24 protein-coding genes and 2 pseudogenes are annotated in these 22,429 nt (G+C 42.7%); 8 read left to right on the forward strand and 18 right to left on the reverse strand.

All coding sequences use genetic code 11. The features are described 5' to 3' along the window. Positions 1–1,117, reverse strand: a protein-coding gene (gene prfB / locus AABK37_RS13315; RefSeq protein WP_432552043.1) for a peptide chain release factor 2 whose coding sequence is annotated in 2 segments (ribosomal slippage) — positions 1–1,044 and positions 1,046–1,117 — 1,116 coding nt in all. Because the reading frame shifts where the segments join, the coding sequence is not laid out codon by codon here. A gap of 192 nt (positions 1,118–1,309) precedes the next feature. Here prfB and AABK37_RS13320 point away from each other — a divergent pair. The 7 genes and pseudogenes from AABK37_RS13320 (at position 1,310) to AABK37_RS13350 (ending at position 5,878) form a co-directional block, all read left to right on the forward strand. Continuing rightward, complete coding sequence (locus AABK37_RS13320; protein ID WP_432552044.1) at positions 1,310–2,020, forward strand: GAF domain-containing protein; 711 nt, start codon at positions 1,310–1,312, stop codon at positions 2,018–2,020. Positions 2,021–2,789: 769 nt separating this feature from the next. Beyond that, positions 2,790–3,473: pseudogene (locus AABK37_RS13325) on the forward strand (acyltransferase); the annotation flags it as partial. Between the two features lie 57 nt (positions 3,474–3,530). Continuing rightward, positions 3,531–4,034, forward strand: a complete 504-nt coding sequence (locus AABK37_RS13330) for a GAF domain-containing protein (protein ID WP_432552074.1) — start codon at positions 3,531–3,533, stop codon at positions 4,032–4,034. A gap of 141 nt (positions 4,035–4,175) precedes the next feature. Next, entirely contained in the window at positions 4,176–4,811 is a 636-nt protein-coding gene (locus AABK37_RS13335) for an HD domain-containing protein (protein ID WP_432552045.1), read from the forward strand. 120 nt (positions 4,812–4,931) lie between these two features. Next, positions 4,932–5,003, forward strand: a pseudogene (locus AABK37_RS13340) (Uma2 family endonuclease); the annotation flags it as partial. Positions 5,004–5,201: 198 nt separating this feature from the next. Beyond that, the gene (locus AABK37_RS13345) at positions 5,202–5,456 is read left to right on the forward strand and encodes a type II toxin-antitoxin system Phd/YefM family antitoxin (protein ID WP_432552046.1); all 255 of its coding nucleotides are present in this window, start codon (positions 5,202–5,204) and stop codon (positions 5,454–5,456) included. After that, positions 5,453–5,878: a type II toxin-antitoxin system VapC family toxin gene (locus AABK37_RS13350; RefSeq protein ID WP_432552047.1), complete on the forward strand. Its 426-nt coding sequence runs from the start codon at positions 5,453–5,455 to the stop codon at positions 5,876–5,878. The genes AABK37_RS13345 and AABK37_RS13350 overlap by 4 nt, the downstream gene beginning before the upstream one ends. Before the next feature lie 209 nt (positions 5,879–6,087). On the opposite strand, the gene AABK37_RS13355 is transcribed toward AABK37_RS13350, so the two are convergent. The 17 genes from AABK37_RS13355 to AABK37_RS13435 all read right to left on the reverse strand — a co-directional run bounded on the left by AABK37_RS13355 (position 6,088) and on the right by AABK37_RS13435 (position 19,987). After that, positions 6,088–6,849: a phycobilisome rod-core linker polypeptide gene (locus AABK37_RS13355; protein WP_432552048.1), complete on the reverse strand. Its 762-nt coding sequence runs from the start codon at positions 6,847–6,849 to the stop codon at positions 6,088–6,090. Positions 6,850–7,012: 163 nt separating this feature from the next. Then, on the reverse strand, positions 7,013–7,756 hold the full coding sequence (locus AABK37_RS13360; RefSeq protein WP_432552049.1) for a phycobilisome rod-core linker polypeptide: 744 nt from the start codon (positions 7,754–7,756) through the stop codon (positions 7,013–7,015). 147 nt (positions 7,757–7,903) lie between these two features. Beyond that, on the reverse strand, positions 7,904–8,737 hold the full coding sequence (locus AABK37_RS13365; RefSeq protein WP_432552050.1) for a phycobilisome rod-core linker polypeptide: 834 nt from the start codon (positions 8,735–8,737) through the stop codon (positions 7,904–7,906). Between the two features lie 54 nt (positions 8,738–8,791). Beyond that, positions 8,792–9,397, reverse strand: a complete 606-nt coding sequence (locus AABK37_RS13370) for a HEAT repeat domain-containing protein (protein WP_432552051.1) — start codon at positions 9,395–9,397, stop codon at positions 8,792–8,794. A 146-nt stretch (positions 9,398–9,543) separates the two neighbouring features. Beyond that, on the reverse strand, positions 9,544–10,368 hold the full coding sequence (locus AABK37_RS13375; protein ID WP_432552052.1) for a HEAT repeat domain-containing protein: 825 nt from the start codon (positions 10,366–10,368) through the stop codon (positions 9,544–9,546). Positions 10,369–10,376: 8 nt separating this feature from the next. Next, entirely contained in the window at positions 10,377–10,652 is a 276-nt protein-coding gene (locus AABK37_RS13380) for a phycobilisome linker polypeptide (RefSeq protein ID WP_432552053.1), read from the reverse strand. A 114-nt stretch (positions 10,653–10,766) separates the two neighbouring features. Then, positions 10,767–11,636: a phycobilisome rod-core linker polypeptide gene (locus AABK37_RS13385; RefSeq protein WP_432552054.1), complete on the reverse strand. Its 870-nt coding sequence runs from the start codon at positions 11,634–11,636 to the stop codon at positions 10,767–10,769. Positions 11,637–11,799: 163 nt separating this feature from the next. Next, the gene (gene cpcA, locus AABK37_RS13390) at positions 11,800–12,288 is read right to left on the reverse strand and encodes a phycocyanin subunit alpha (RefSeq protein ID WP_432552055.1); all 489 of its coding nucleotides are present in this window, start codon (positions 12,286–12,288) and stop codon (positions 11,800–11,802) included. An 80-nt stretch (positions 12,289–12,368) separates the two neighbouring features. Further along, positions 12,369–12,887 carry a phycocyanin subunit beta gene (locus tag AABK37_RS13395; protein ID WP_432552056.1) on the reverse strand — a complete coding sequence of 173 codons (519 nt, stop codon included), beginning with the start codon at positions 12,885–12,887 and terminating at the stop codon, positions 12,369–12,371. Positions 12,888–13,403: 516 nt separating this feature from the next. Then, a complete protein-coding gene (locus tag AABK37_RS13400; protein WP_432552057.1) occupies positions 13,404–13,664 on the reverse strand; it encodes a hypothetical protein in 261 nt (86 codons plus the stop codon). A 47-nt stretch (positions 13,665–13,711) separates the two neighbouring features. Continuing rightward, positions 13,712–14,341 carry a HEAT repeat domain-containing protein gene (locus tag AABK37_RS13405; RefSeq protein ID WP_432552058.1) on the reverse strand — a complete coding sequence of 210 codons (630 nt, stop codon included), beginning with the start codon at positions 14,339–14,341 and terminating at the stop codon, positions 13,712–13,714. Between the two features lie 134 nt (positions 14,342–14,475). Next, positions 14,476–15,246, reverse strand: coding sequence for a HEAT repeat domain-containing protein (locus tag AABK37_RS13410; protein WP_432552075.1), 771 nt, complete (start codon positions 15,244–15,246; stop codon positions 14,476–14,478). Between the two features lie 388 nt (positions 15,247–15,634). Continuing rightward, positions 15,635–16,465 carry a phycobilisome rod-core linker polypeptide gene (locus AABK37_RS13415; protein ID WP_432552059.1) on the reverse strand — a complete coding sequence of 277 codons (831 nt, stop codon included), beginning with the start codon at positions 16,463–16,465 and terminating at the stop codon, positions 15,635–15,637. A gap of 189 nt (positions 16,466–16,654) precedes the next feature. After that, on the reverse strand, positions 16,655–17,143 hold the full coding sequence (locus AABK37_RS13420) for a phycocyanin subunit alpha (protein ID WP_432552060.1): 489 nt from the start codon (positions 17,141–17,143) through the stop codon (positions 16,655–16,657). Positions 17,144–17,197: 54 nt separating this feature from the next. Beyond that, positions 17,198–17,716, reverse strand: a complete 519-nt coding sequence (locus AABK37_RS13425; RefSeq protein ID WP_432552061.1) for a phycocyanin subunit beta — start codon at positions 17,714–17,716, stop codon at positions 17,198–17,200. A 646-nt stretch (positions 17,717–18,362) separates the two neighbouring features. Then, entirely contained in the window at positions 18,363–19,295 is a 933-nt protein-coding gene (locus AABK37_RS13430) for an RluA family pseudouridine synthase (protein WP_432552062.1), read from the reverse strand. Continuing rightward, positions 19,292–19,987, reverse strand: coding sequence for a Uma2 family endonuclease (locus AABK37_RS13435; protein WP_432552063.1), 696 nt, complete (start codon positions 19,985–19,987; stop codon positions 19,292–19,294). Before AABK37_RS13435 ends, AABK37_RS13430 begins: the two co-directional genes overlap by 4 nt. A gap of 1,300 nt (positions 19,988–21,287) precedes the next feature. Here AABK37_RS13435 and AABK37_RS13440 point away from each other — a divergent pair. Then, a complete protein-coding gene (locus tag AABK37_RS13440) occupies positions 21,288–22,373 on the forward strand; it encodes a response regulator (RefSeq protein ID WP_432552064.1) in 1,086 nt (361 codons plus the stop codon). Positions 22,374–22,429 lie beyond the last annotated feature (56 nt).

Here is a 22,429-nt window from a genome sequence, read left to right on the forward strand (position 1 = left end):
CTATTTACTTTCTACCAACTGGTTTTCTTGCCGCAGGTAAGATTGGATGAACATGTCAATTTCGCCGTTCATCACATCGCCGATCGCAGTCGTTTCTACATTGGTACGCAAGTCTTTCACCATTTGATAAGGGTGAAACACATAGTTACGGATTTGGTTTCCCCAAGAGGCTTCGACCATATCGCCCCGAATTTGGGCAATTTCTTGAGCGTGTTGCTCTTTGGCAATAACTAGCAGCTTTGCTTTCAAACGGGCGAGAGCTTTCTCTTTATTTTGCAGTTGGCTGCGTTCTTCTGTACAACGGACGGCAAGACCGGTGGGAAGGTGAACAACTCGCACTGCTGTTTCCACTTTGTTGACATTTTGCCCACCTTTACCACCGGCTCTAGATGTGGTAATTTCCAAATCCTTATCTGGAATATCTAGTTGTACGGTATTATCTATTTGCGGCATTACTTCCACCCCTGCAAAACTAGTTTGGCGTTTGCCGTTGGCATTGAAGGGTGAAATTCGCACTAAGCGATGAGTGCCTGTTTCGGATCGCAAGTAGCCGTAGGCATAGCGACCTGTAATTTCTATGGTTACTGATTTTATTCCGGCTTCATCACCTTCAGAAAGTTCGCTTGAGGTGACTTTATAACCATGCTTTTCTGCCCAACGAGTGTACATTCGCAACAGCATTTCTGTCCAGTCTTGGGCATCTGTTCCACCAGCGCCGGCGTTAATTGTCAGGACTGCGCCTTTGTCGTCGAATTGACCGGAAAGTAACTGTTGTAATTCCCACTGGTCAAGTTCGCGATTCAGGTTGCTGAGGGTGGTTTGTGCTTCTTGCAGTAATCCCTCATCGGTTTCTGACTCCAAAAGCTCAAAAACTGCTTTGGTATCTTCTAGGCTGGCTTGCCACTGATGATACTGCGATAAATGTACTTTCAGGTCGTTGAGTTCTTGTAAAGTTTCTTGAGCCTGGGTTTGGTCATCCCAAAATTCTGGCTGTGCGGATATTTGTTCTAAATCTTGAATTTTAGCTGTTAGTGCAGGGATGTCAAAGATAGTCCTGAGTTTTACCCAGGCGATTAGACAACGTTTCGATTTCGCGTTTGAGTTCTAAAACTTCCATAGGCTTGGGTGAGAATAGAGTGCTTTTTATTTTAGGCGATCGCTCTACTATACCTTATTGATTTTAGCTATAGTTGACCAAATTGAGGTCTACATAACTCACGTTTTTAAGGGCACTTTAAATCAGACTTTGGAGAGTCCTTATATTCTGACCGCAGCGTTATTATTTACTTAAAAGATACTGGAGTTGAGTATGATATTTTGGGGAAACCACACTGGTCAACCAATGCCTTATAGAGGCTGGAATGTAGTTGTAGGTCAGACGAATAACACAAAAGCTAAATTTGCGGCTTCCCTAAAAAAGCTGCTTCAGTGGCTGCAAGAGTATACTTCGGTAGATACAGTGACGCTTTTGCTACCTGTATCAGACCAACAGCATCTTGCTGTATACGCTACTTTAGGACTAGAAGAGGAAATTAGACAACAGATCCGTATCCCCATCGGGCAAGGAATTGCTGGTCGCATTGCTCTTAGTATGCAACCGATGATAATTGATGATGTGTCGGCGGTAGAAGTCTATAGTCCAATTCTCCGCCAGAAAGGTTTGCGATCGCTTGTCGGTATCCCAATACCTATCAATGAACAATCGGTTGGAGTTCTACACGTCGGTAAGTTTAATTCTCATCAGTTTAACGAACGTGATGTACAGCAACTGCAACTGATTGCACATCGCCTGAAGTTAATGATAGGGGATGGAGATGTGTTGCAGATCGAGGGCGCTAGGCATCACAAGTTCGCTAAACTTATATCTGACATCAATATTATGCATCTGGATTTTTTGCTTAATTTATCTGCCTTGAGAAAGCAATTTATTAAATTTAAAAACTTTGTCAAAAATTTAGATAATTCATCTATCCAGAGATATATTTATGTATTCAGCGTCATGCGATCGCAAGTAGATTAAGATTTTTATTATTTGTTTTGCAGGCTTGGTAAATAAATAGTTTTCTGAATTGCTATAAAGCATTATGCAGGTAACAGATATAGGAATGAGCGCAAAAATAATTCAAAGGCACATTATACAATCGCGGTAATTCATGAATTACCGCTACGAAGCGACACGGTGTCAGATATTCTCATTCCTGAGATAGCTATTTTTTGTGTATTGTTATCTTTTTGTCTTCACTGTTTTATAAACATACTCCAAAATAACTTCATTAATACTTTACAAAAAAGAGTGAAGTTACAGTAAAAATATTGTTATGCTTGTATTCAAAGTGTTAAGTGGTCAGTTATTTAATCATCTTTATTTGTAGTGAACACAATATTAGACGGTACAAACTGGCGACAAAAAAGCCGTTACAGCAGTAGGGGAAGTAGATACTTATTTAGCCCAATGGTGGACTTTAATGTGATGTCCGAAGTTGGAGATACTCCCCCCTAGATTGCGTCTAGCCGTCTAAAAAATGTAAACATAAATTAAATAATTACATCCAGGTATAAATTGTGCATAATTGCTTGTAGCAATTATCTTTTGAGGAAAATTTAATTGAATATCTCATCAACTCAACAACTTTATTTTGACAAGTTGATGAGGTAATTTAACACGATTACAGACGTAATTAGAAAACGGTTACGAAAAAAGTATTATTTGACTCTTGATAGCAATTGAAACTTTTGATAGTGTAGTTGCTTCGATATTCACAGCAAACTTATTTTGGAGTTATCAAAAAATGAATACAAAACAATCTGCTTCAAGATGGATGCGATTGAAGGAAGTTTTAGTTACGACAATCCTTGGATGGATTCCGTCAATTGCTCTCGGTGCAAAGTTAAGAAATGTACTGTACCGTAGTATTTTTGCCCGTATTGGTAGCTCAGTTTATATTCAAAACGGCGTTGAATTTCTTGGTGCTTATAGCATAGAAATAAGCGATGGAGTGCATATTTTCAAGAATGTTCGTTTAGATGGAAGAGGACATGAAAATAATAAAATTTATCTTGGAGAGCGAGTAGCCCTAGAGCGTGGTGTTGAAATTGGAGCGTTAGACAATACCTATATTCATATTGATGAAAATACATATATCGCTCCTTACGTTTGTATCGCTGGTCCTGGCAACATTAAAATTGGTAAGCACTGTATGATTGCATCTCACTCAGGGATATATGCTAACAATCATAATTTTGCCGACCTGACTGTGTTAATCAGAGAACAAGGTGTGACTCGCAAGGGAATTATTATAGAGGATAACTGTTGGCTTGGGCATGGAGTGACAGTATTAGATGGAGTCACCATCGGTGAAGGTAGTGTGATAGGTGCAGGATCGGTTGTTAGCAAAGATATCCCTGCGTTCTCAATTGCAGTGGGTGTGCCGGCAAAAGTGATCCGCGATCGCCAAGACAAAGAACAAACGAAGCTAACACATAATAATAACAGCCGCCTCGACATTAAGCTAAGTGTAGCTCTAGCTCAAATTGAGAAGACTGCTGAACTAAGTTATCCCCTGACAGTAAACGATACTGTATTTCCTCATTTTGTTTTGGAAAATCTGCTTTCCGTGCTGCTTGACTGCATCCGTCAAGTAATGAATGTGGATACAATTACGATTTTATTGCCAACAAAGAGCGGGCAGCAATTAGCTGTATGCGCCACTATCGGTCTTGAAGAAGAAATTGTAGAAGCTGTGCGAATTCCGATTGGGCAAGGCTTTGCAGGTCGTATAGCCGCAAGTGGTGAGCAAATGATTGTAGACGATTTGTCAAAAGTAGAAGTTGTGAGTCCGATTTTGCGAAATAAGGGAATTCAATCAATGATAGGTGTCCCTTTGCAGCTTAAAAAGGGGATAAGTGGTGTCTTTCATGTTGGCACATATCGTCACTGTGAATTCACCAAAGATGATGTACAGCGACTGCAACTTGTAGGCGATCGCATTGGATTGGCAATTGAACCGTTTGTTACAGATATACTGGAAAGTTAAACTGTTTAAATGAAACTTGACCGAATAATTATTAATTCATAATTCATAATTCATAATTAAAAAATTGATGAGCGTGGTGCTTCTAGATGGAGAGTACAAGCTGACAATTATAGTGTAATTAGGAATTATGAATTATTAGTTATGAATTATTTGGACTCATCATTATTTTGTCAGTGGCAACGGACACTTTCTGGTTTTGAAGTAGACCAAGTAGCGGCACACAAAGCATTTAATCTTTTAGTTGAGGCTTACTCTAGTAGCGATCGCTATTACCATACGCTCAAACACATTTACCACGTTCTCAAAATTATTGACAATTTGCAAGCTTATACCAGAAACCTCGCTACTGTTCAACTTGCTGCCTGGTTTCACGATGTAGTTTATGACACTAAAGCTCAAAATAATGAAGAAAAAAGCGCTGCGGTGGCTTGTGAATTGCTGAGTAGTTTGGGCATTCCTCTTAGTAATATTACTGCTGTAACTCGTCTGATTATAAATACCAAAAATCATCAAGCTGCGGCAGATGACTTTGATAGTCAAGTTTTACTTGATGCTGATTTGGCAATTTTGGCTGCTAACCCAGTCCGATATCGAGAATACGCTCTTTACATTCGTCAGGAATATGCTTGGGTGTCAGAAGCAGAATATATTATGGGTCGCGCTCATGTTTTAGAGAGCTTTTTGCAGCGTCAGCGTATTTACTTCACTACTTTGATGTTCGAGGTTGGGGAAAAACCTGCTCGTCGCAATCTTAATGCAGAAATTCAATCTTTATAGCTCAATAATTTTAGTAAGCGCGAAGCACTTTGTTTGTATCGCGCTTATTACTAATTTGTAACTTTAATTTCTGCTAATCTACAAATAAAAATGGAATCAGTGCCATTGGATGAATCTCCCATGAATGTTGTCACACCTAAGCGATTTACAATCGACGAGTATCATCGATTGATTGAACTCGGATTTTTCCGGCTTCGTGATGTGCGCTAGCTGCGATCGCTCAAACTAAAATTTGAATAAGTGCGATGGGCAAAGCCCCGCAAAGAAGCGATCGCACTAATTAAAACTTCACGATGAATATGCGGTTTGCAAAGAACTAAAACTTCCTAATTGTTAGAAAATCTACAATTAAATTAGTTAAAATCTAGACAGACTAGCCAGGAAAAAGTGATGAATCGAATTTGGCAACTCCAAGAAGCGAAGAACAAATTCAGTGAAGTGGTGGAAGAAGCTATCCAGCAAGGACCACAGGTGATTACAAAACGTGGGGTTGAAGTGGCGATCGTCCTGTCTTACGTAGAATACTGTAAGATGATGGCTTCGCAGAAAAAACTGTCTACTTTTTTCCGAGAGTCTCCCTTAGCTGAGGTTGAGTTGGATTTGAATCGGGATAAAAGCGATACTAGGGGAGACTTTATTTTGTGAGCTATTTGCTTGACACCTGCGTGATTTCAGAACTGGTTGCCAAACAGCCAAATCTCAAAGTTGTTGAGTGGATTGATGCTCTCGATTTTAACAACGTTTATCTGAGTGTGCTGACGATTGGTGAGATATACAAAGGAATTGAAAAATTGCCTGATTCCAAGCGTAAAACCGCTTTGCACAATTGGGTTAATGATGATTTAATGCTGCGCTTCAGTGGCAAGATTTTGTTGGTGGATATTGAAGTAGTGCGCCAGTGGGGACAATTAACTGGCAAACTTGATTTGAGTGGACAGCGCATGTCGGCGATCGACTCTTTGATTGCAGCGATCGCTATGAATCACCGTTGCAGTTTAGTCACGCGCAACGAAGAAGACTTTAAACACGTAGGGTTAACCATCATCAATCCGTGGAAATTACTGTAAGATGTGGAACTCAAGCGCGATCGCTTCTTTGCGGGGCTTTGCCCATCGCACTTCCCAAAATTTCACGCTAGAAGCGAAAGCGTAAAAAACTACTGGGTCTAGTCTCCACTTAAAGTAACGCCCAGCCAATAGAGAAACTATCAGCTAATTGTCACATCAACACGGAAACCAGACCCAGTATAAAATTTTAGGTATTTCTAGTTGAAATCCTAGCGTCTACCACGAGATGGCACTAAGCTCAGATAATCAAGGTCAAAAGCAGAAACCTTTTGCGCGTAATTACCTGAAGCATCTAAAGATGCTGCCATATCCGCATATTTGCGGGGGTCGCCTTCTGCCAAGCGCCGTTCTTTGGACTTGCTGCTGTAGTATTTGTCCAGGGTGAAGCGCCAGTCTGTTTGAACGGTGCCTTCTCTTTCTTGGAAGTCTTCGCCGTAGCGAGGAGTTACCAAGTTGTGGGGGCGTCCCTCCATGCGCTTGCGTTGGTAAGGTACGGTGTTCTCACCAAATGCGCTGGTGTACTCTTCACTGTCAATTAAGGCATCAACAAAGCCACCCCATCCAAGGGTTGCTATCTTGATTGACCAAGCAATTTCTTCTTCTTTGTTATAAGAAGAACGACCTAACAACCGCCTTAGACTAATGTCTACTAAGCGGTAGTTGTTGTTAACTGAGACAACCAAACGATAGAATGCCTCGGATTTAGCTAAACCACGGATGAAGTCGCGTACAGTTAGCGAGCCATTTTTCAGTTGAGATTCGAGATTTTTCTGGCGGTTAAAGCTGAGAATCTCATGTTCGCTGAAAACTTGGCGATAGCCCGCCCAAATGATATTTTCCATGTCAGTATAGCTGCTGACATCTTCTATTCTGTAGATATATGGTGTTTCTTCATCAAGGTCAGCTTTGCCAAAGCTTTTGACTCGTTGATTTTGACTGCTGGGTTTGTATTGAAGTAATGGCAGTGCCATGCTGCAATCTTCCTCGTAATTTATTAATGAATTAAACGTTATTGCAAGAGAAACTGAAAACTGAAAGAGGCTTGATTGCTCAAAATCCTCATTCTTTATTTATTGTCCCTTATTTGGATTTGAGATTTGAGATTTTAAATTTTAGATTTAATCTCAAATCGATTTACCGCACGGGAAAACTAGCGCTGGGACTAACAGAAACGGGAATACCTTGGGGCTTAGTATTCTTTGTCATGTCAGGAATTTGGATATTGGCAGTGCTAACTGGTGTATAGTTAACTGTCCTAATCTGAATTCCACTCGCCATGTCTAGGAAATTACTGATATCGCCGGACTTGTAACGCTCAGTTTCTTCCTTATCGCGCCAGTAATTACCGTAGCGAGGTGTCACCAAGTTAAAGGGTCTGTCTTTGAAGCGGCGCCGTTGATAGGGAACTGTATTCTCGCCAAAGTTGGTTAGATACTCTTCGCTATCTACCAATGCATCGACAAAGCCACCCCAACCGAGGGTTGCTATCTTGATTGACCAAGCGATTTCTTCGTCTTTATTATAAGACGTGCGCCCCAAAATCCGTTTGAGACAAACTTCGACGATGCGGTAGTTAGAGTTTGTCTCTACTACCAAACGCCGAAACGCTTCTGATTTTGCCAAACCTCGAATGAAGTCGCGCACGGTAATTGCGCGGTTCTTCAACTGAGATTCGAGATTTTTTTGGCGGTGAAATTTCAGGGTTTCGTGTTCGCTGAAAATCTGCCGATAAGCAGCCCAAATTAATTCTTGGATTTCGCCATCATAACCACAGTCTTCTGCGCGGTAAGTTCTGGGGGTATCTTCGTTACCGACTTCGTAACCGTCTACGCGCTGGTTTTGAGAACTGGGTTTGTATTGTAGTAAAGGGATTGACATTAATATTTACCTTCTTGGTGATTGGTGAAGAGGTAATTGGTAATTGGTAATTGGGCATAGGGCATTGGTAATTGGGCATAGGGCATTGGTAATTATTTTTATTCCCCACTCCCCATTCCCCATTCTCGATTCCCCATTACCCATTTCCTAGGTTGTCTTGTTTCCTGGGATGTAACGGTAAGGTAAAGCAACTTCCGTAGGTTTGACGGTAGTTTCTGTAACTTGTTTTGATGTCTCAGGCAGCTTGACACTTGAGATGTAATTTCTGGCGCGATCGCTCGATCGCTGGTAGTTCATGCCGCCTGGTGATATACTCGCTGCCATTGACAAGAATGTGTCCGGAATCGCTTCCCGAACTCCGCGTTGTACAGATTCTCCTGTGCGTACCGCTTGATAAAAGGTACGTCCACTTAAGTATTGTCCCAATAGGCGATTGCGATAATCTGCATCGTACCGGGGGTTAACTAAGTTGAAGGGTCTATCTTTGAAGCGGCGGCGTTGGTAGGGTACAATGTCGTTGCCAAAGTTGCTTAGATACTCTTCGGAGTCAAGCAAGGTGTCGATGAAACCGTGCAAGCCTTTGGTGGCAATTATAATTGACCATGCAATTTCTTCGTCTTTGCCGTAGCTAGCACGTCCTAAAAACCGCTTTAAGGTGATGTCAACTAGGCGGTAGTTAGAGTTGGTTTCTCCTACTAGTTCCCAGTAAACTTCAGTTTTACCCAATCCGCGAATGAAATCCCGAACGGTAATCGCCCGATTTCGCAGTTGTGATTCTAAAAAGGGTTGGCGATGTCTTTTTAAAATTAAGTGTTCGCTGAAGATTTGCCGATATCCTGCCCAAATTATCGCATCAATATCTGGAACTTCAGAGGTTGGTGTTAACCGATAAGGTTGTGGGGTGTCTTCGCTGGGTACTTCGTATCCTTCAACACGCTGATTTTGCGAGTTGGGAGTATATCCAAGTAGTGGGATTGACATCTTGACTTTTGCCTTTTTTTATGATATAAATCCATGACGCGATAAATCGTGTCTCTAGACTGCTAATTGCGCTAGTTGTACGCGGGCACGGATTGCTTTTTCTGTGTCAGTGAAAAGCATTTCTTTGAATTTAGCCTGAATGGGCGATCGCAAATCAGGAATTTTCGCCAATGCTTGCAACCCGACGACAGCAGCATAACGAATTGACCAGTCTGAGTCAGTAGAAATATTGAGTAATGTTTCCAAACATCGAGACAGGGCAGATGCGCGATCTTTATCGTTCAGTTTATGCCAGTGTAAGTTTCCTAGCCCTTTGGCAGCGGCGCGGCGGACACTTGGGGCAAAGTCGGTGGCAGCAGCGGTGAGTAATATATCTATTGCGCGGGGGTCAGCGATCGCACTCAAAGCACGAATCGAGTAAGCCCGTGCGCCATAGTTATAATCATCAATTTGAGAGAGCAACTGTGGTACTGCCACTTCCCCCAATTCCACCAGTCCGGCAACTGCCGCAACTGCTGCGGTTGGGTTGTTATAACCAAACACAGCAATTAAGGTAGGAATTGCCGCTTCATCTTTCGCCGCTGCCAACTTTTGCACTGCTGCCACCATCAAAGCAGGTGAATCAGCCGACTCGACGGCGCGAATTAGTTCTTTAGTCATTGGTAAGAGTGTTAGTTGTTAGGTGTTAGTTGTTAGTTGTTAGTTGTTAGTCGTTGGTTTTTGACCACTAACACTCTTACCACGCTCTCACTAACACTCTTACCATGCTCCCACGCTCCCACTAACACTTAACCACTAACCAATAACTACAACAGCGCATCCATCAGGTTCATTAGGCGGATGGTATCCTCTGAAAGGGAAACATCTAATGATGGAAGTTGATGCTCTAACAATCCTTTGAGGGCGATGAGTTTGAAGCTATTTTCAACTTTTGCCTGAGCGATCGCATCTGCTGCTGCTATATATCCGATTGCACCCAAATCCCCTAATGCAACGCGGCGCAATTTCAGATCGTCACTGTCCAACGCTTTCACTAAGCGATCGCCATAACTGGCATCTTGTGTTAGTTGGTACATTGCTCTGGTTGCGGCGCATTGCACTCGTGGTAGTGGATGCTCTAGGAACGGTTGAATTAGGGGAATAGCCTCTTTTGCTCCAATCGCTCCCAAAGCTTCTAATACGGCTTCGTAGGGTTGGACTAAGTGCGGGCGTCCGGGTACTTGGACGGCTGCGGCAACACCCCCTTCTAATAGTTTTGCCAGTGCTGGGGCGGCAACTGGATCGCGCAACATTTCCAGAGACTGGGCAGATGCTTCGCGCACGTAGAAGTCGGAGCATTCCAAGCACTTAATTAAGCCATCAACGGCTTGTGTATCGCCTAATTTCCCCAACGCTCTTGCTGCGTTGCGTCGTAGAGGATAGCCTCCGAGTTCTGTTCTGTCGGCTTCATCCTCTAACGCTGCAATTAAAGCATTTACAGCAGAAGAGGAATTAACGCGGAATTTGCCCAGCCACCAAGCGGCGTAATAGCGAAGACCTGTATCTAGTGAATTTAGATTAGCGATCGCTTGTTCTTCATTTAGCGGTGGTGCGTTTTCTGGTATATATTCTTCCGCGCCATTTTCTCTCATTGCCGTCGTTAGTTTTGCCCTTCAGATTCGCTATCTGGCTTTAGTGCTGATTCAGCAGTCAACGGCTCAATTTTCACAATTGTGCCGCCCATGCGGGTAATCCGCTGCATTTCTTCGTTCATCCGGTTGTATGGAACTGTGACATACACGCTGCCACTGTTACGGATTTCATAGTTATTTTTGTCGTTTTCGGAGTTTTGCCGCAAGCCTGTGACTTCGTAACGGAACATCCGGCTACCCGCACTAGAAATTCCACCAGTTCCAACTGTGGTTTGACCGAACATATGATTAATTTCTCCTTTAGTATTTTCCTAAATCATTGTTAGTTGTTAGTTGTTAGTTGTTAATTCAATTTATTGACAACTAACTACTAACTACTAACTACTAACTACTACCAATTAAGCTGGTGACACGCTGACGATTTTGCCACCTTGCTTTTGAATTTGCTGCATCTTTTCGGAAAGCCGTTCGTAGGGTACAACGATCGCGTAGCTGCTGCGACGCACGCGGGGATACCCAGGACTTAGCTGTCCGGTTACTTCGATGCGGTAAACGCGATCGCCTACGCCGACTGCGTTACCCATATTCTTCTTGGGTGTTACATCCGCAGTTGCGCGGAAATTCCAGTTCTCGTTGCTACCTGATGGTCCGACAATTGAGGAAGCGCTATTGGTTCCTAATTCCCGTGCGAGGCGAGATTTTGTGCCTTCTACTTGAGCGCGATCGCTGTTAGCATAACCTCGGTATAACCTAAACATCCGGTTAAAACCGACGGTTTTTTGCCCTGGTTGGGTAGCAAAGCCGCGATAGTAGGGCACAATGTTGTCGCCGAAGTTGGTTTGATATTCGGTTGAATCGATGTATGAGTCTATTTCCGCGTCGTATCCTTGGTTTTCGTAAATGTCCAAGTGATAAACTACTTCTGACTCATCATAGGGAGCGCGACCCAACAAATGCTTGTAGTTGAGTTCGATTACTCTGGTTTGGAAACTGTTGTAGAAAAACTTTTTTTTGTAAAGTTCTGATTTGGCAACGCTGCGGACAAATTCCCGCACTGTTAGGTTGCCATCCCGCAGTAGTGATTCGGCACTTTTCAGGCGTTCTGATGCCATCAAATAGTCATTTCCCAAGACTTGCCGATAAACGGCACGAATCACTCCTTCGATGTCTTCTTTCGTGGCAAAGGGACGCAGTTCGACTCGTCGTCCTGTTCCTGTTTCACTGTAAGCTTCTGTTCCTAGCCTGGATGCTGCTGCTGTAATCGCCATTTTTATTTCCCCCTTGTCGAAAGCACTACTCGGCTGCTACTAGAGAAGTGCGCGTGATAAGTATTTTTTATCTATATTCCAGATAAAACGATGCCCGGAGCGAGATCCAACTGCTAGGTGATTTCATCCAGCACTTGCATCCCTCTCCGGGCCCGATCGCTATCTAGCTTAATGCGTTGATTGCGTAGTCGAGGTAGGTGTTGGCTTCGTTAGCTGCTTGACCGCTCAAACCATGATTTGATTTGATGTGCTTCAGAGCTTCTACGTACCAGCTGGGAGACAATTCAAACGAGCGGTTGATTTCATCCAAACCAGCAATCAAGTACTCATCCAAGGGACCTGTGCCACCAGCTACTAAGCTGTAGGTAACAATCCGCAGATAGTGACCGATGTCACGAGCGCACTTGGATTTACCACGAGAATCAGCAGCAAATTGAGGACCTGCTGTTTGGGCGGTGTAGGGGTACTTCTGATAAACTGCTTGAGCCGCGCCATCAATCAAGCGTTGAGCATTAGAGGTCAATCCACGAGCCGCTTCCATGCTGGCAGCAGCGCGTTCAAAACGACCGTTAACTGCTTGCAGTTCGGTGTTGCTCAAAAAACGTCCTTGGGTATCAGCAGCTGCGATCGCTTCGGTAATTGGTGTTTTCATTGCGTATAATCTCCTTCTTTTTTCGTAGCTTTTGCCTATCAACCTAAATTTTTAGGCTTCGGACTTTGTTTTGTTTTAAATTAAGCAACTGCTGCTGCTGCGCGATCGAAGTAGCTAGCTAATTCCGAGATCAAGCTGCTGCAATCGCCTTTGGTGATACCGTTAGGATCGTTAGCAATCTTGATTGCTGCATCCTTCATCTTTTGAACACCAACTGCCACGGAAGAACCAGGTGTACCCAAAGCTTGGTATGTTTCGCGCAAGCCGTTCAAGCAGCGGTCATCTAACACGCTTGCATCACCAGCTAACTGAGCGTAGGTGACATAGCGTAAGATGATTTCCATGTCGCGCAGGCAAGCAGCCATGCGACGGTTGGTGTAAGCGTTACCACCAGGAGCAATCAAGTTGGGCTGTTCTTCAAACAATGAACGAGCAGCGTTGGTAACGATTGAGGAAGCATTGCTGGTGATGCGGTTGACGGTATCCAAACGGGAGTTGCCGTCTTTTACCAACTTGGTGAGAGCATCTAGTTGCTCGTTGCTTAGGAATTCTCCACGAGAATCAGCTTGAGAAACTACTTTTGCAAATGCGTCTAACATGGACTGTTTTCTCCTAATTCCTTACGTTGAGTGCTGTCTTGATTAAAACTGGCAATGTTTTATCAATGCGGAACCGCTAAACAACAGACTTCAAATAAAACTGTTTCTCAACTCCTCTCACATTCCCCTTTCACTGTCTGAAAGACAAATTATGAGAACCTGGGGTGATTTTATGAGAAACCAGCAACCTTTACGAATTGATTGCCTCGTTTAACTTTTGTCTGTTCTTTAACCCCTCCAGCTTATGTTTATACAACGCCATAGATCCATAATTTGTTACAAATTGTGAAGAAATAAGTTGCACAGATAAGAAAAGCCTCAAATCCTTTACATACAAGGGCTGCGCCTGAGAAAAACGAAGATTTTTTGTAACAAAACTTAATAAATTGGGGATGTTTATGCAAAACATTACTGTTTTAATATTTTCTTAATTTTTGCGCCAAGGCTTACGATACATATATTACAGTCTCATATAGTCTTCACGGCACAGGGCAGATTTATTACAAAAAGTTAAATTTACCTTTCAAAAGATTGTTGCAAATTTTTTAAATTCTTCGTCCCAAGGGGGGATGGGGGGGATGGGGAGAGGGGGAGAGGGGGAGAGGGGGGGATGGGGGGACAAGGGGAGCTTTTCTCCGTGCGGAGGTCACGAGCGTTGAGGCGACTGGCACAGGACTTGGGGAGCCAGCGCGTTGCGGAGGTCACGAGCGTTGTAGCGACTGGCACAGGACTTGGGAGACAAGGAGACAAGGAGAATTTTTGAATAATACTCCCCAAGTCGTCCCCCCCTCTCCCTCTCCCCCCCTCTCCCCATCCCCCTGCCCCTACCCCACGCCAAGCGCTTCTAAGGCAGTTGTAATGCGATGAAGGACAACTTTATCGGTTTCTTGGGCTAAAGCCTGTTGTAGGGCTACTAGAGCCTCTGGTGTAGCAATTTCTGACAGAGAAACTACAGCAGCGTAACGCAGCCCCCAATCTTCGGGAGAGGACAACGCCCAAGTTAGCTTGTCCAAAGTACGGTGGATGTTTTCTGGGTTGTTAGAATTCTGGGCGATTCGTCCGAGTCCTCGTGCGGCGATACGGCGGACATTTCCCTGACAGTGATTGGCGACTGATGTACCGATAACTTCAGCTAATACTTCAATTGCTTCTGGGTCGCCAATTTGGGCTAAAGCTTGAATAATGTCAGCTTGTAACCCTTGATCGCTAGAAGTATGAAAAGCCGCAATTAACGGTTTTACTGATGCGGGTGCTAATTGCACCAAAACTTTAACAGCAGCAGCACCAACAGAAGGATGGTGATGACTGAAAGCTGAAATTAACGCTTTGATAACTGATTGTTCTTTTATACCAGTAGTAGCTATAGCAGAAATTGAAGCGATCGCATCGGTTGGTGTCGAGGCGTGGTTTAATTGCAAAATCAAGCCGTCAATATCGTTATTGATTGTATTCATAGTTCAATGTTACTGATATTAAAAAAGGGACTAAGAGTCGTTAGTGGTTAGTAATTAGTAGTTAGTGGTTAGTAGTTACCAACGCTCCAACCATCAACTATCAACCAACAAATAACAATTCCTAGTCCCTAATTTCAAAGTTGAAATAACAAATCATCAATTGCTTTAAAAAGTAATTGCGATGTTTGCTTTTGTGAGTGCTGATTATCCAAAACAGCTTCTAAAATTCGCTTCAAATTTAACAGCTTCAAACTATTAGGAACCTTTGCCGTCAAAATCGCTTCTACAGCTTGCTGATGACCAACAGATCCTAAATCAAATATCGCTGCCCAGCGCAAATACATATTTTCATGGTTGAGATTTTTAACAATACGTTCAATGTACTGAGGCTGTTGAGTCAAAAGATACATATACCGTGCCGCTGCACATTGTACCCGCTCAGAAGGATGATGAAGAAAAGGTTCAACTAAAGAGCGAGCTGACCAAACTTGCAAAGTGGCTAGTGCTTCAATTAGCGCTTCATAAGGTTGCTCTTGAGTGGATTGCAAAAGCTGAAGCAAAGGAGTAGCCGCTTTTTCGTCACCAATAGCGGCTAAAGCTTGAATTGCTGCTTCCCGCAAACGCAAATCAGTATCACATTCTAACGCTGCAATTAATGCGTTGACGGCTTGCGGATTTTGCAGTTGTCCGAGCGCTCGTGCGGCTTGACGGCGCAGGGGATACCCACCTGAGGGGATGCGATAGGTTGTATCCAAAAGGGCATTACAAAGCGCTTCACAGCCGGATTGTACCCGATGCTTCCCCAGCCACCAAGCAGCATAATAACGGATTTGATTATCTTCGCAAGACAGCGCCGCGATCGCTGAATCCGGAGACAAAATCGGTTCGGGGTGTTGAGTATTCATAAGAATTAGGCATTGGGCATGGGGCATTGGGCATGGGGGATAGGGAGATGGGGGGACAAGGAGAGGGGGAGATGGTGAGTCCAGCGCCCCTTCGGGGTTCGCCAGTCGCCTGCGGAGGGAAACCCTCCCGCAGCGCTGGCTCACCGTGCGCGGGTTCCCAAGCCAGCCGCGTGCGGAGAGAAGTCCGAGCGGAGGTTTCCTCCGATCGGAACTTCGGGAGGTTCCCTCCGTTGAGCGGACTGGCGCCGCGTTGAGGCGACTGGCTCTCCCGAAGGGAGGGAAAGAAGAATTATTCTCCTTGTCCCCTTGTCCCCTTGTCCCCTTGTCCCCTTGTCCCCTTGTCCCCCACTCCCCCCCTCTCCCCATCCCCCCCTCTCCCCATCCTCTCCTACACTTGGGAAATGTTGACGATCTTCCCACCGCGCTTGTGGATTTCTTGGTATGTGGCGGAGAGTCGTTCGTAGGGTACGGTGTAAACTTGTACGCTACGACGCACTGCTGCTTTAGAGCCAATTCCACCAGCGATCGCTTGAATCACAAACATGCGAGAATCTCCTTTTGGAGCCGCACTGATTAACGTCGGTGCTGTTGAGGTAAAGCCACTGCCCGCTGATGAAGGTGCCGAAATCCAGTTAGCCGAATTCATCGAGATTTTTGACCGCAAGCGTGAATTTTTACGCCCCCATTGCGCGTTATCACTGTTACCGTCACCGCGATAAAGCTCAAATATGCGGTTATATCCTACAGTCTTCATTCCCGGAATTGATTGAAATCCACGGTAATAAGGAACGACAGAAGTACCAAAAGCATTTTCGTATTCTGTGCCGTAAATGTAAGACTCAATATCCGCATCGTAGCCACGAGATGCGTAAAGGTCTGTATGATAAGCAATTTCTGATTGATCGTAGGGAGCGCGTCCTAATAAGTGCTTGTAGTTCAACTCAATAAAACGCCCTTGGGAATTACTGTAAAAAAAGCATTCCTTGTAAAATTCAGATTTTGCTAAAATCTCAATGAATTGTTGAACGTTGATTTTGCCGTTACGTAACAACGCTTCAGCGCTACTAAATTTTTCACTTGCGTATACTCCTTGACGCCCAAAAATTTGTTCGTAAGCAGCCTTGAATAGTATTCGCAAATCATCTGGAGTCCAATTTTGGCGAAGCTCAACTTTTTTGCCGATTAAATCTCTAACCCCTAGTCTTTCTGCAACAGTCATCTTGCTAATCGCTCCTTTGCATTCGATTTTTCTTATTAATAAAATTGGGTCTTTGAAATTACATAAAGACTGAACTTAATCAAGATAAACAATACTGTTTTTAGTAGCGCTACACTACGACAAAACATTTAATTTTGCCTATCTAATTAATCAGTAATTATCTACTTCCAAAGACCCAAGAGTTTTGCCTTAGCTTAATGCGTTGATTGCATAATTGAGGTAAGTATTAGCTTCACCAGCTACGTCACCACTCAAACCATGATTGTCACGGACAAATTCTAAGGCAGCTACATACCAGCTAGGAGATAAACCAAGAGCGCTGTTGAGTTCGCTCAAACCTGCAACTACATATTCATCTAAAGGTCCAGTTCCACCAACTACACAGCAATAGCTGATAGTGCGGAGGTAGTGGTCGATGTCACGCACGCACTTATTTTTACCTTCGCTTGAAGAAGCGTATTGGGGTCCTTGCATTTGCGTGGTGTAGGGGAACTTTTGATAAACGTGATTGGCTGCTGCTTCCGACCATTTCTTACCATTATCAGAGAAAGCTTTGGCGGCGTCTAAACCTGCACGAGCGCGGTTGAAACGACCAAATACCGCTTGCATTTCGGTATTGCTGAGGTAAGATCCGCGAACATCTGCGGAGGCGATCGCTTCAGTCAATGGGGTTTTCATGAGTCTCTTTTTCTCCGATAATTACTAAAAAAAATGCTTTGAAAAAACGCTTGCTTAAGCAACTGCGGAAGCTGCGCGATCGAAATAGCTAGCCACTTCAGACATCAACTGGCTGCAATCACCTTTGGTGATATTGTTGGGGTCATTGGCAATATTCAGTGCAGATTCTTTCATCTTTTGAATTCCTGATGCTACTGCATCACCAGGAGTACCAAGTGCTTGATAAGTTTCACGCAAACCGTTCAAGCAGCGATCGTCCAATGCACTGGCATCGCCTGCTAATATAGCGTAGGTGACATAACGCAGAATAAATCCCATGTCGCGGATGCAAGCTGCTTGATTGCGGTTGTGGAAGCAAGCACCACCAGCATTAAATACTTGGGGACGTTCTGCAACTAAGGCGCGATAAGCATTCGCCACAATGGAGGAAGCATTACTGGTAAGTCTGTTGACTGTATCTAAGCGCTTATTGCTATCACCAACCAATGCTGATAGAGCATTGATTTCGTCACTGCTTAGGTAAGAACCTTTTCTGTCGGCTTGTTCAACTACTTTGGAAAAAGCGTCAAGCATTTCTTAAATTCCTCTGAAAATCATGGCAGTTATTTTTCGGTTAAAAACAATTAACTCATCATTGCCATTAATATAATTCTGGCAATAATCGCACATCAAAAATACTCGATGCACTGTATTAATTTGCAATCAAGTAATTTGAAACAGCGTTTTTTTGCTTGTTGTAATTGCTTTTAAAACCATGTTTGTATTTTATATATCGATTGAGTTCCTTTTTTATTAAGTTTTTTCAATTTGTGTAAAAGTCTACAGCAATTCGTGAAAATCATTACCAGTAAGGGTTTGTTTAAATCAATTTACTAAATGCTTTACAATTAAATACTTTTCTTTACATCGCTTCATACAAGCGTGTTTATACTGCTTTTCGTAGTCATCAAAAAATTAATCAACTCTAAGTATTGTAGTCTGCTAAAGCGTTATGGAGATTATGTAAACAAAATTATGTATCTTATATCACAAGTTTTTGTAAATTAAGTAGAGTAAAAATGCTCATCATTTAAAACGGCTTGTGTAAAGCTGAAATCCTTGACGCAAGCGGTTATTGCCGCGATTTAGGGCAACTTTGATGCAGCAGCTATTTATAACTTTTTGTAAAGCTTAATTAAGAAAACTCGAAAAAATTTATCAGATTTCTCAGATTTTATGTCTAAGAGGAGATGGCAGCGCGTTTTCGGAGAACTTCTAGCAGAGTTGTGAAAGTTTGGGGAGGGGGTGCTGTCACTTCAATCAACTCTCCAGACAGCGGATGTTGTAACTTGAGTTGCCAAGCGTGCAATGCTTGACCGGGTAAATTTACACCTATGGAACGATTGGAACTATAAATAGGGTCGCCGACAATGGGATGATTAATTTGGGCGCTATGTACGCGAATTTGATGGGTGCGACCAGTTTCTAGCTGGAAGTGCATTAATGTATAGTTGCCCAAGCGTTCTAATATTCGCCAATGAGTGACAGCGTTGCGTCCACCTTGTTCAACGGGTACGATCGCCATTTTTTTCCGGTCTTGTGGATGCCGTCCAATCGGCAGTTCAATTGTACCACTTTCCGTTTTAGTAACACCGTAGACAATACCTAAATATTCTCGACGTGCGGTTTTGGCTTTGAGTTGCGCTTGGAGATGTTGATGAGCAAGTTCTGTTTTGGCGATCGCGATCGCTCCGGTTGTATCCTTATCTAATCGATGGACAATTCCCGGACGTTGCACACCGCCGATACCTGGTAAATTAGGACAATGAGCTAACAAAGCATTAACCAACGTTCCATCTGGATGACCGGGTGCAGGATGAACGACTAAACCGGCAGGTTTGTTGAGAATTAATAGAGAGTCGTCTTCGTAGAGAATATCTAAGGGAATATCTTCGGCTTGCAGTTTTAAAGGTTCAGCTGATGGTATTTGTAGAGTAATGCGATCGCCTGCTTTGACAGTTATCTTTTTAGATGTGCAGACTTTGCCGTTGAGTTGAAGTTGACCTTGTTCGATTAACTGCTGAATGCGCGATCGCGATAATGGTAATTCTTGGGTAAGATAGCGGTCTAAGCGTACCCCATTTTCTTCGACTTGTAAATTAAATTCAGTCACAATTGTTCTGGATTAATTCCTCTTTCTTGTAGTAAAGTACGAAGAGCTTGCAACTGTGCTTCAGCTTGCTCTGCTCTTGCTTCAGCTTCTTCTGCTCTTGCTTCAGCCTGCTGTCGTTGTCGATCTAGTTCTAAATAGGTGAAAAATGGCTTACCTGAGGGTGAGAAAATTTGTAGTTTTTCCTTCGATAACTCAAAGCGCACCCCTAATCTCGGACTCACCCAACCAGTCATCTGGTCAATTACTTCTAAATTTGATTCACGACGCCGCCAACCTGTTAAGTCTACAACATCAGGTTTATACAGATAATATTCTTCTACGCCGTAGCGTTCATAAAACTCAAATTTCTTAGCCATCTGGGAGAGACGGTTTCCTGGAGACCAAATTTCAAACACTACCTGCGGGGGAATGTTATCTTCTAGCCACTGTTGATAAGAGCCTCGGTATCCTTTCGGTCTGCCAAATACTACCATTACGTCAGGAGCTAGGCGAAGGTTATTATCGCCTTCAACTGGATACCATAGTAAGTCACCAGCCACAAACACATGCGGATCGTTAGCAAACAACAACTCTAAGTTTTCTTTAATCCAGACAATTAATTGAAACTGTTCAGTATTGTCCGCCATTGGTTCTCCGTCGCTGTCGGGGTAGATGATATCTTTTCGGCTGGACGATGACAAGTGTGTAACCATTGCTGTCAGTTTTTTTGACTGGTGGTGTTATTAATTTTAACGAAAGTGGCGATCGCTTTTTTCCAAGCAGAATGTTATTCCTTGGCGGATAGCAAAAGAATCTATACAAAACTGTTTTTATTTATACGATTATTATAATTAAGTAAAAGCGCGTAATATATTATAATTGATAAAATATTTGCGACTAATTATATATTTATCGTTCATAGTTTCTTTACTTTATCCCAATTATTTTTACATAGTTTTTAACTGTTTTGAAAAATTTGGAGTAACCTAAATACTAGGAGTAGCTTACTTACATCTACCATTTAGGTGAAAATTTTCCTTTTTCAGATATGCACTATGGTTTTTGAGTTTCGCTGCCAAGTTGAGAATTTGGTATTTAGAATTCTCCAGGTGAAGAAGGAATCACCAAACAACGCGATTAGCATATTTTGTGTACTGATGAAGGAATTGCCTTCTTCTGAGTGATTAGCCGCTGCATCTGATTACACTCCTTCGCTACGTAATTTATCAGATACTTCACTTTTATTAGGAGTTTGCCATTTTTGTTTCTAAAGCGAAGATATTGCCCAAACCTGGGAAAAAAGCTCTACAATCCGACGTTTGGGTAATATTTTCAACTTTGATAAACTAGATACGCAATTTAAGTGCAGCTTTGCGCTCTTATTCCCTTACCGCTCAAAGAATACCTATTTAACGAACCGCGAAGACGCGAAGGACACGAAGGAGGAAAGAAAAGAAGATAGGTTAGGACTTACGCAAAATATCTCTCAAACTCCTATTTCTTCTCCTTCGGAGACGCGAAGCGCGAACGTGTCCTTCGTGCCTAGCCTGCGGCTTCTGCGAAGCAGTACGCGGTTCGTTATTCCATGAAGGAGTGCGTAAGTCCTATAGGTAATTTTGTAGCGGGAAGGGAGTAGTTGCCAGAAGTCGTGCAATGGTTGTGAGACAAGTTGTAAGATACGCAAATTTTGCTTTTTTTTGCCAGAAAGTAAATTACAATCTCACACCTCGAAACACGCTCAACAGCGTTATTCTAGCACCGCGCCCAGTAGCGATGAACCTCTATGTCGGCGTTTAAGCTACTGTTAGATTAGCGAAAGATACAGAATGTACAATCTGATTTTTGGAATACTGTTGAATGGCAATAATTTGAGCCATTTTGCTATTTGGCAATAATAGCATGGCGTGTCTCTTCTATTCGCCTCCAGTAACCATGACAATATCCCTGTGAATTCCGGACAGGATATTGACCAATTTCAATTGCAAATATTAATTTTATATAAGAGCCGTAGCAATGAAGACACTTCCCATTAGTAGATACAGATTTTACCAGAAGCTACAACCCCTCTCTCTATTGACCAAAATTAGTAATAAGTCTGTTACTGGTTGTTTGCAAGTATTCAGCACAACAGGTTCTTGGTCAATCTATATAGAGTCTGGTAAATTAACTTATGGCTGCTACTCAGATCGCGTCTTTGAGATGCTTTACAAAAATTTGCAGCGATTGAGTCAACATATTCCTGCTTTTCCGAAAGGAATTTACGAGCAGTTACGGGCAATATTTGAAACAGGTATTGATAATGAAGCAATACCGAATCCAGATTATCTAGCTATTTGCTGGTTAGTTAATCAAAAGTATCTTAGCCCAACGCAAGCGGGGATTTTGATAGAACAATTAGCAATAGAAGTTTTGGAATCGTTTTTGAAATTGCAAGAGGGAAGTTATGAGTTTACTCATGAAAGCTTTCTTGATGATATGCCAAAGTTCTGTCATTTGAATTTGCGATCGCTTGTCGAAAAGAGTCAGAAGCGAGCTTCATACCGCAAAAATACTCAGTCCCAAGTTTCGGAAGCACAGCGATCGCAATTTTTACGCGAACCTCAACCAAAATCGCAACAATTACCCAGACAAAACCGTTATAAACCGATAGAAAATACTAACTCTGCTTCACCTCGCGATGTTCACATTGCTGATAAAAGTATACAGCAAAACAACCAGCAGTCAACAGAGAAGAAACTTTATAAAATCTTCTGCATTGATGATAGTCCCACAGTGTTGAATGCAATGAAAAGCTTTTTAGATGAGCAAATGTTTTCTGTTATTGCAGTTAACGAACCATTAAAAGCTTTAATGCAAATTCTCCGTACCAAACCAGATGTGATTTTACTAGACATTGAAATGCCGAATTTAGATGGATATGAATTATGTTCTTTGTTGCGGAAACATTCATATTTTAAAAATACACCTGTAATTATGGTTACAGGTAGAACAGGATTAATAGATAGAGCTAAAGCAAAGATAGTTAGAGCTTCTGGCTATTTAACCAAGCCTTTTACACAAGCAGATTTATTGAAAACTGTTTTTCAACACATTGTTTAATTCAGCAATCAGGATAATCAAGACGCTAAACTAACTTATTTATGCTAAAAGATTTA

Source organism: Tolypothrix sp. VBCCA 56010 (genome assembly GCF_050875635.1).
Classification (GTDB): domain Bacteria; phylum Cyanobacteriota; class Cyanobacteriia; order Cyanobacteriales; family Nostocaceae; genus Hassallia.

Excerpts from the sequence above, each read along its gene's own strand:
- AABK37_RS13320 (WP_432552044.1), top strand. The coding sequence starts at position 1,310 with ATGATATTTTGGGGAAACCACACTGGTCAACCAATGCCTTATAGAGGC.
- AABK37_RS13335 (WP_432552045.1), top strand. The coding sequence starts at position 4,176 with ATGAATTATTTGGACTCATCATTATTTTGTCAGTGGCAACGGACACTT.
- AABK37_RS13345 (WP_432552046.1), top strand. The coding sequence starts at position 5,202 with ATGAATCGAATTTGGCAACTCCAAGAAGCGAAGAACAAATTCAGTGAA.
- AABK37_RS13355 (WP_432552048.1), bottom strand. The coding sequence starts at position 6,849 with ATGGCACTGCCATTACTTCAATACAAACCCAGCAGTCAAAATCAACGA.
- AABK37_RS13360 (WP_432552049.1), bottom strand. The coding sequence starts at position 7,756 with ATGTCAATCCCTTTACTACAATACAAACCCAGTTCTCAAAACCAGCGC.
- AABK37_RS13365 (WP_432552050.1), bottom strand. The coding sequence starts at position 8,737 with ATGTCAATCCCACTACTTGGATATACTCCCAACTCGCAAAATCAGCGT.
- AABK37_RS13370 (WP_432552051.1), bottom strand. The coding sequence starts at position 9,397 with ATGACTAAAGAACTAATTCGCGCCGTCGAGTCGGCTGATTCACCTGCT.
- AABK37_RS13375 (WP_432552052.1), bottom strand. The coding sequence starts at position 10,368 with ATGAGAGAAAATGGCGCGGAAGAATATATACCAGAAAACGCACCACCG.
- AABK37_RS13380 (WP_432552053.1), bottom strand. The coding sequence starts at position 10,652 with ATGTTCGGTCAAACCACAGTTGGAACTGGTGGAATTTCTAGTGCGGGT.
- AABK37_RS13385 (WP_432552054.1), bottom strand. The coding sequence starts at position 11,636 with ATGGCGATTACAGCAGCAGCATCCAGGCTAGGAACAGAAGCTTACAGT.
- cpcA (WP_432552055.1), bottom strand. The coding sequence starts at position 12,288 with ATGAAAACACCAATTACCGAAGCGATCGCAGCTGCTGATACCCAAGGA.
- AABK37_RS13395 (WP_432552056.1), bottom strand. The coding sequence starts at position 12,887 with ATGTTAGACGCATTTGCAAAAGTAGTTTCTCAAGCTGATTCTCGTGGA.
- AABK37_RS13405 (WP_432552058.1), bottom strand. The coding sequence starts at position 14,341 with ATGAATACAATCAATAACGATATTGACGGCTTGATTTTGCAATTAAAC.
- AABK37_RS13410 (WP_432552075.1), bottom strand. The coding sequence starts at position 15,246 with ATGAATACTCAACACCCCGAACCGATTTTGTCTCCGGATTCAGCGATC.
- AABK37_RS13415 (WP_432552059.1), bottom strand. The coding sequence starts at position 16,465 with ATGACTGTTGCAGAAAGACTAGGGGTTAGAGATTTAATCGGCAAAAAA.
- AABK37_RS13420 (WP_432552060.1), bottom strand. The coding sequence starts at position 17,143 with ATGAAAACCCCATTGACTGAAGCGATCGCCTCCGCAGATGTTCGCGGA.
- AABK37_RS13425 (WP_432552061.1), bottom strand. The coding sequence starts at position 17,716 with ATGCTTGACGCTTTTTCCAAAGTAGTTGAACAAGCCGACAGAAAAGGT.
- AABK37_RS13435 (WP_432552063.1), bottom strand. The coding sequence starts at position 19,987 with ATGGTTACACACTTGTCATCGTCCAGCCGAAAAGATATCATCTACCCC.
- AABK37_RS13440 (WP_432552064.1), top strand. The coding sequence starts at position 21,288 with ATGAAGACACTTCCCATTAGTAGATACAGATTTTACCAGAAGCTACAA.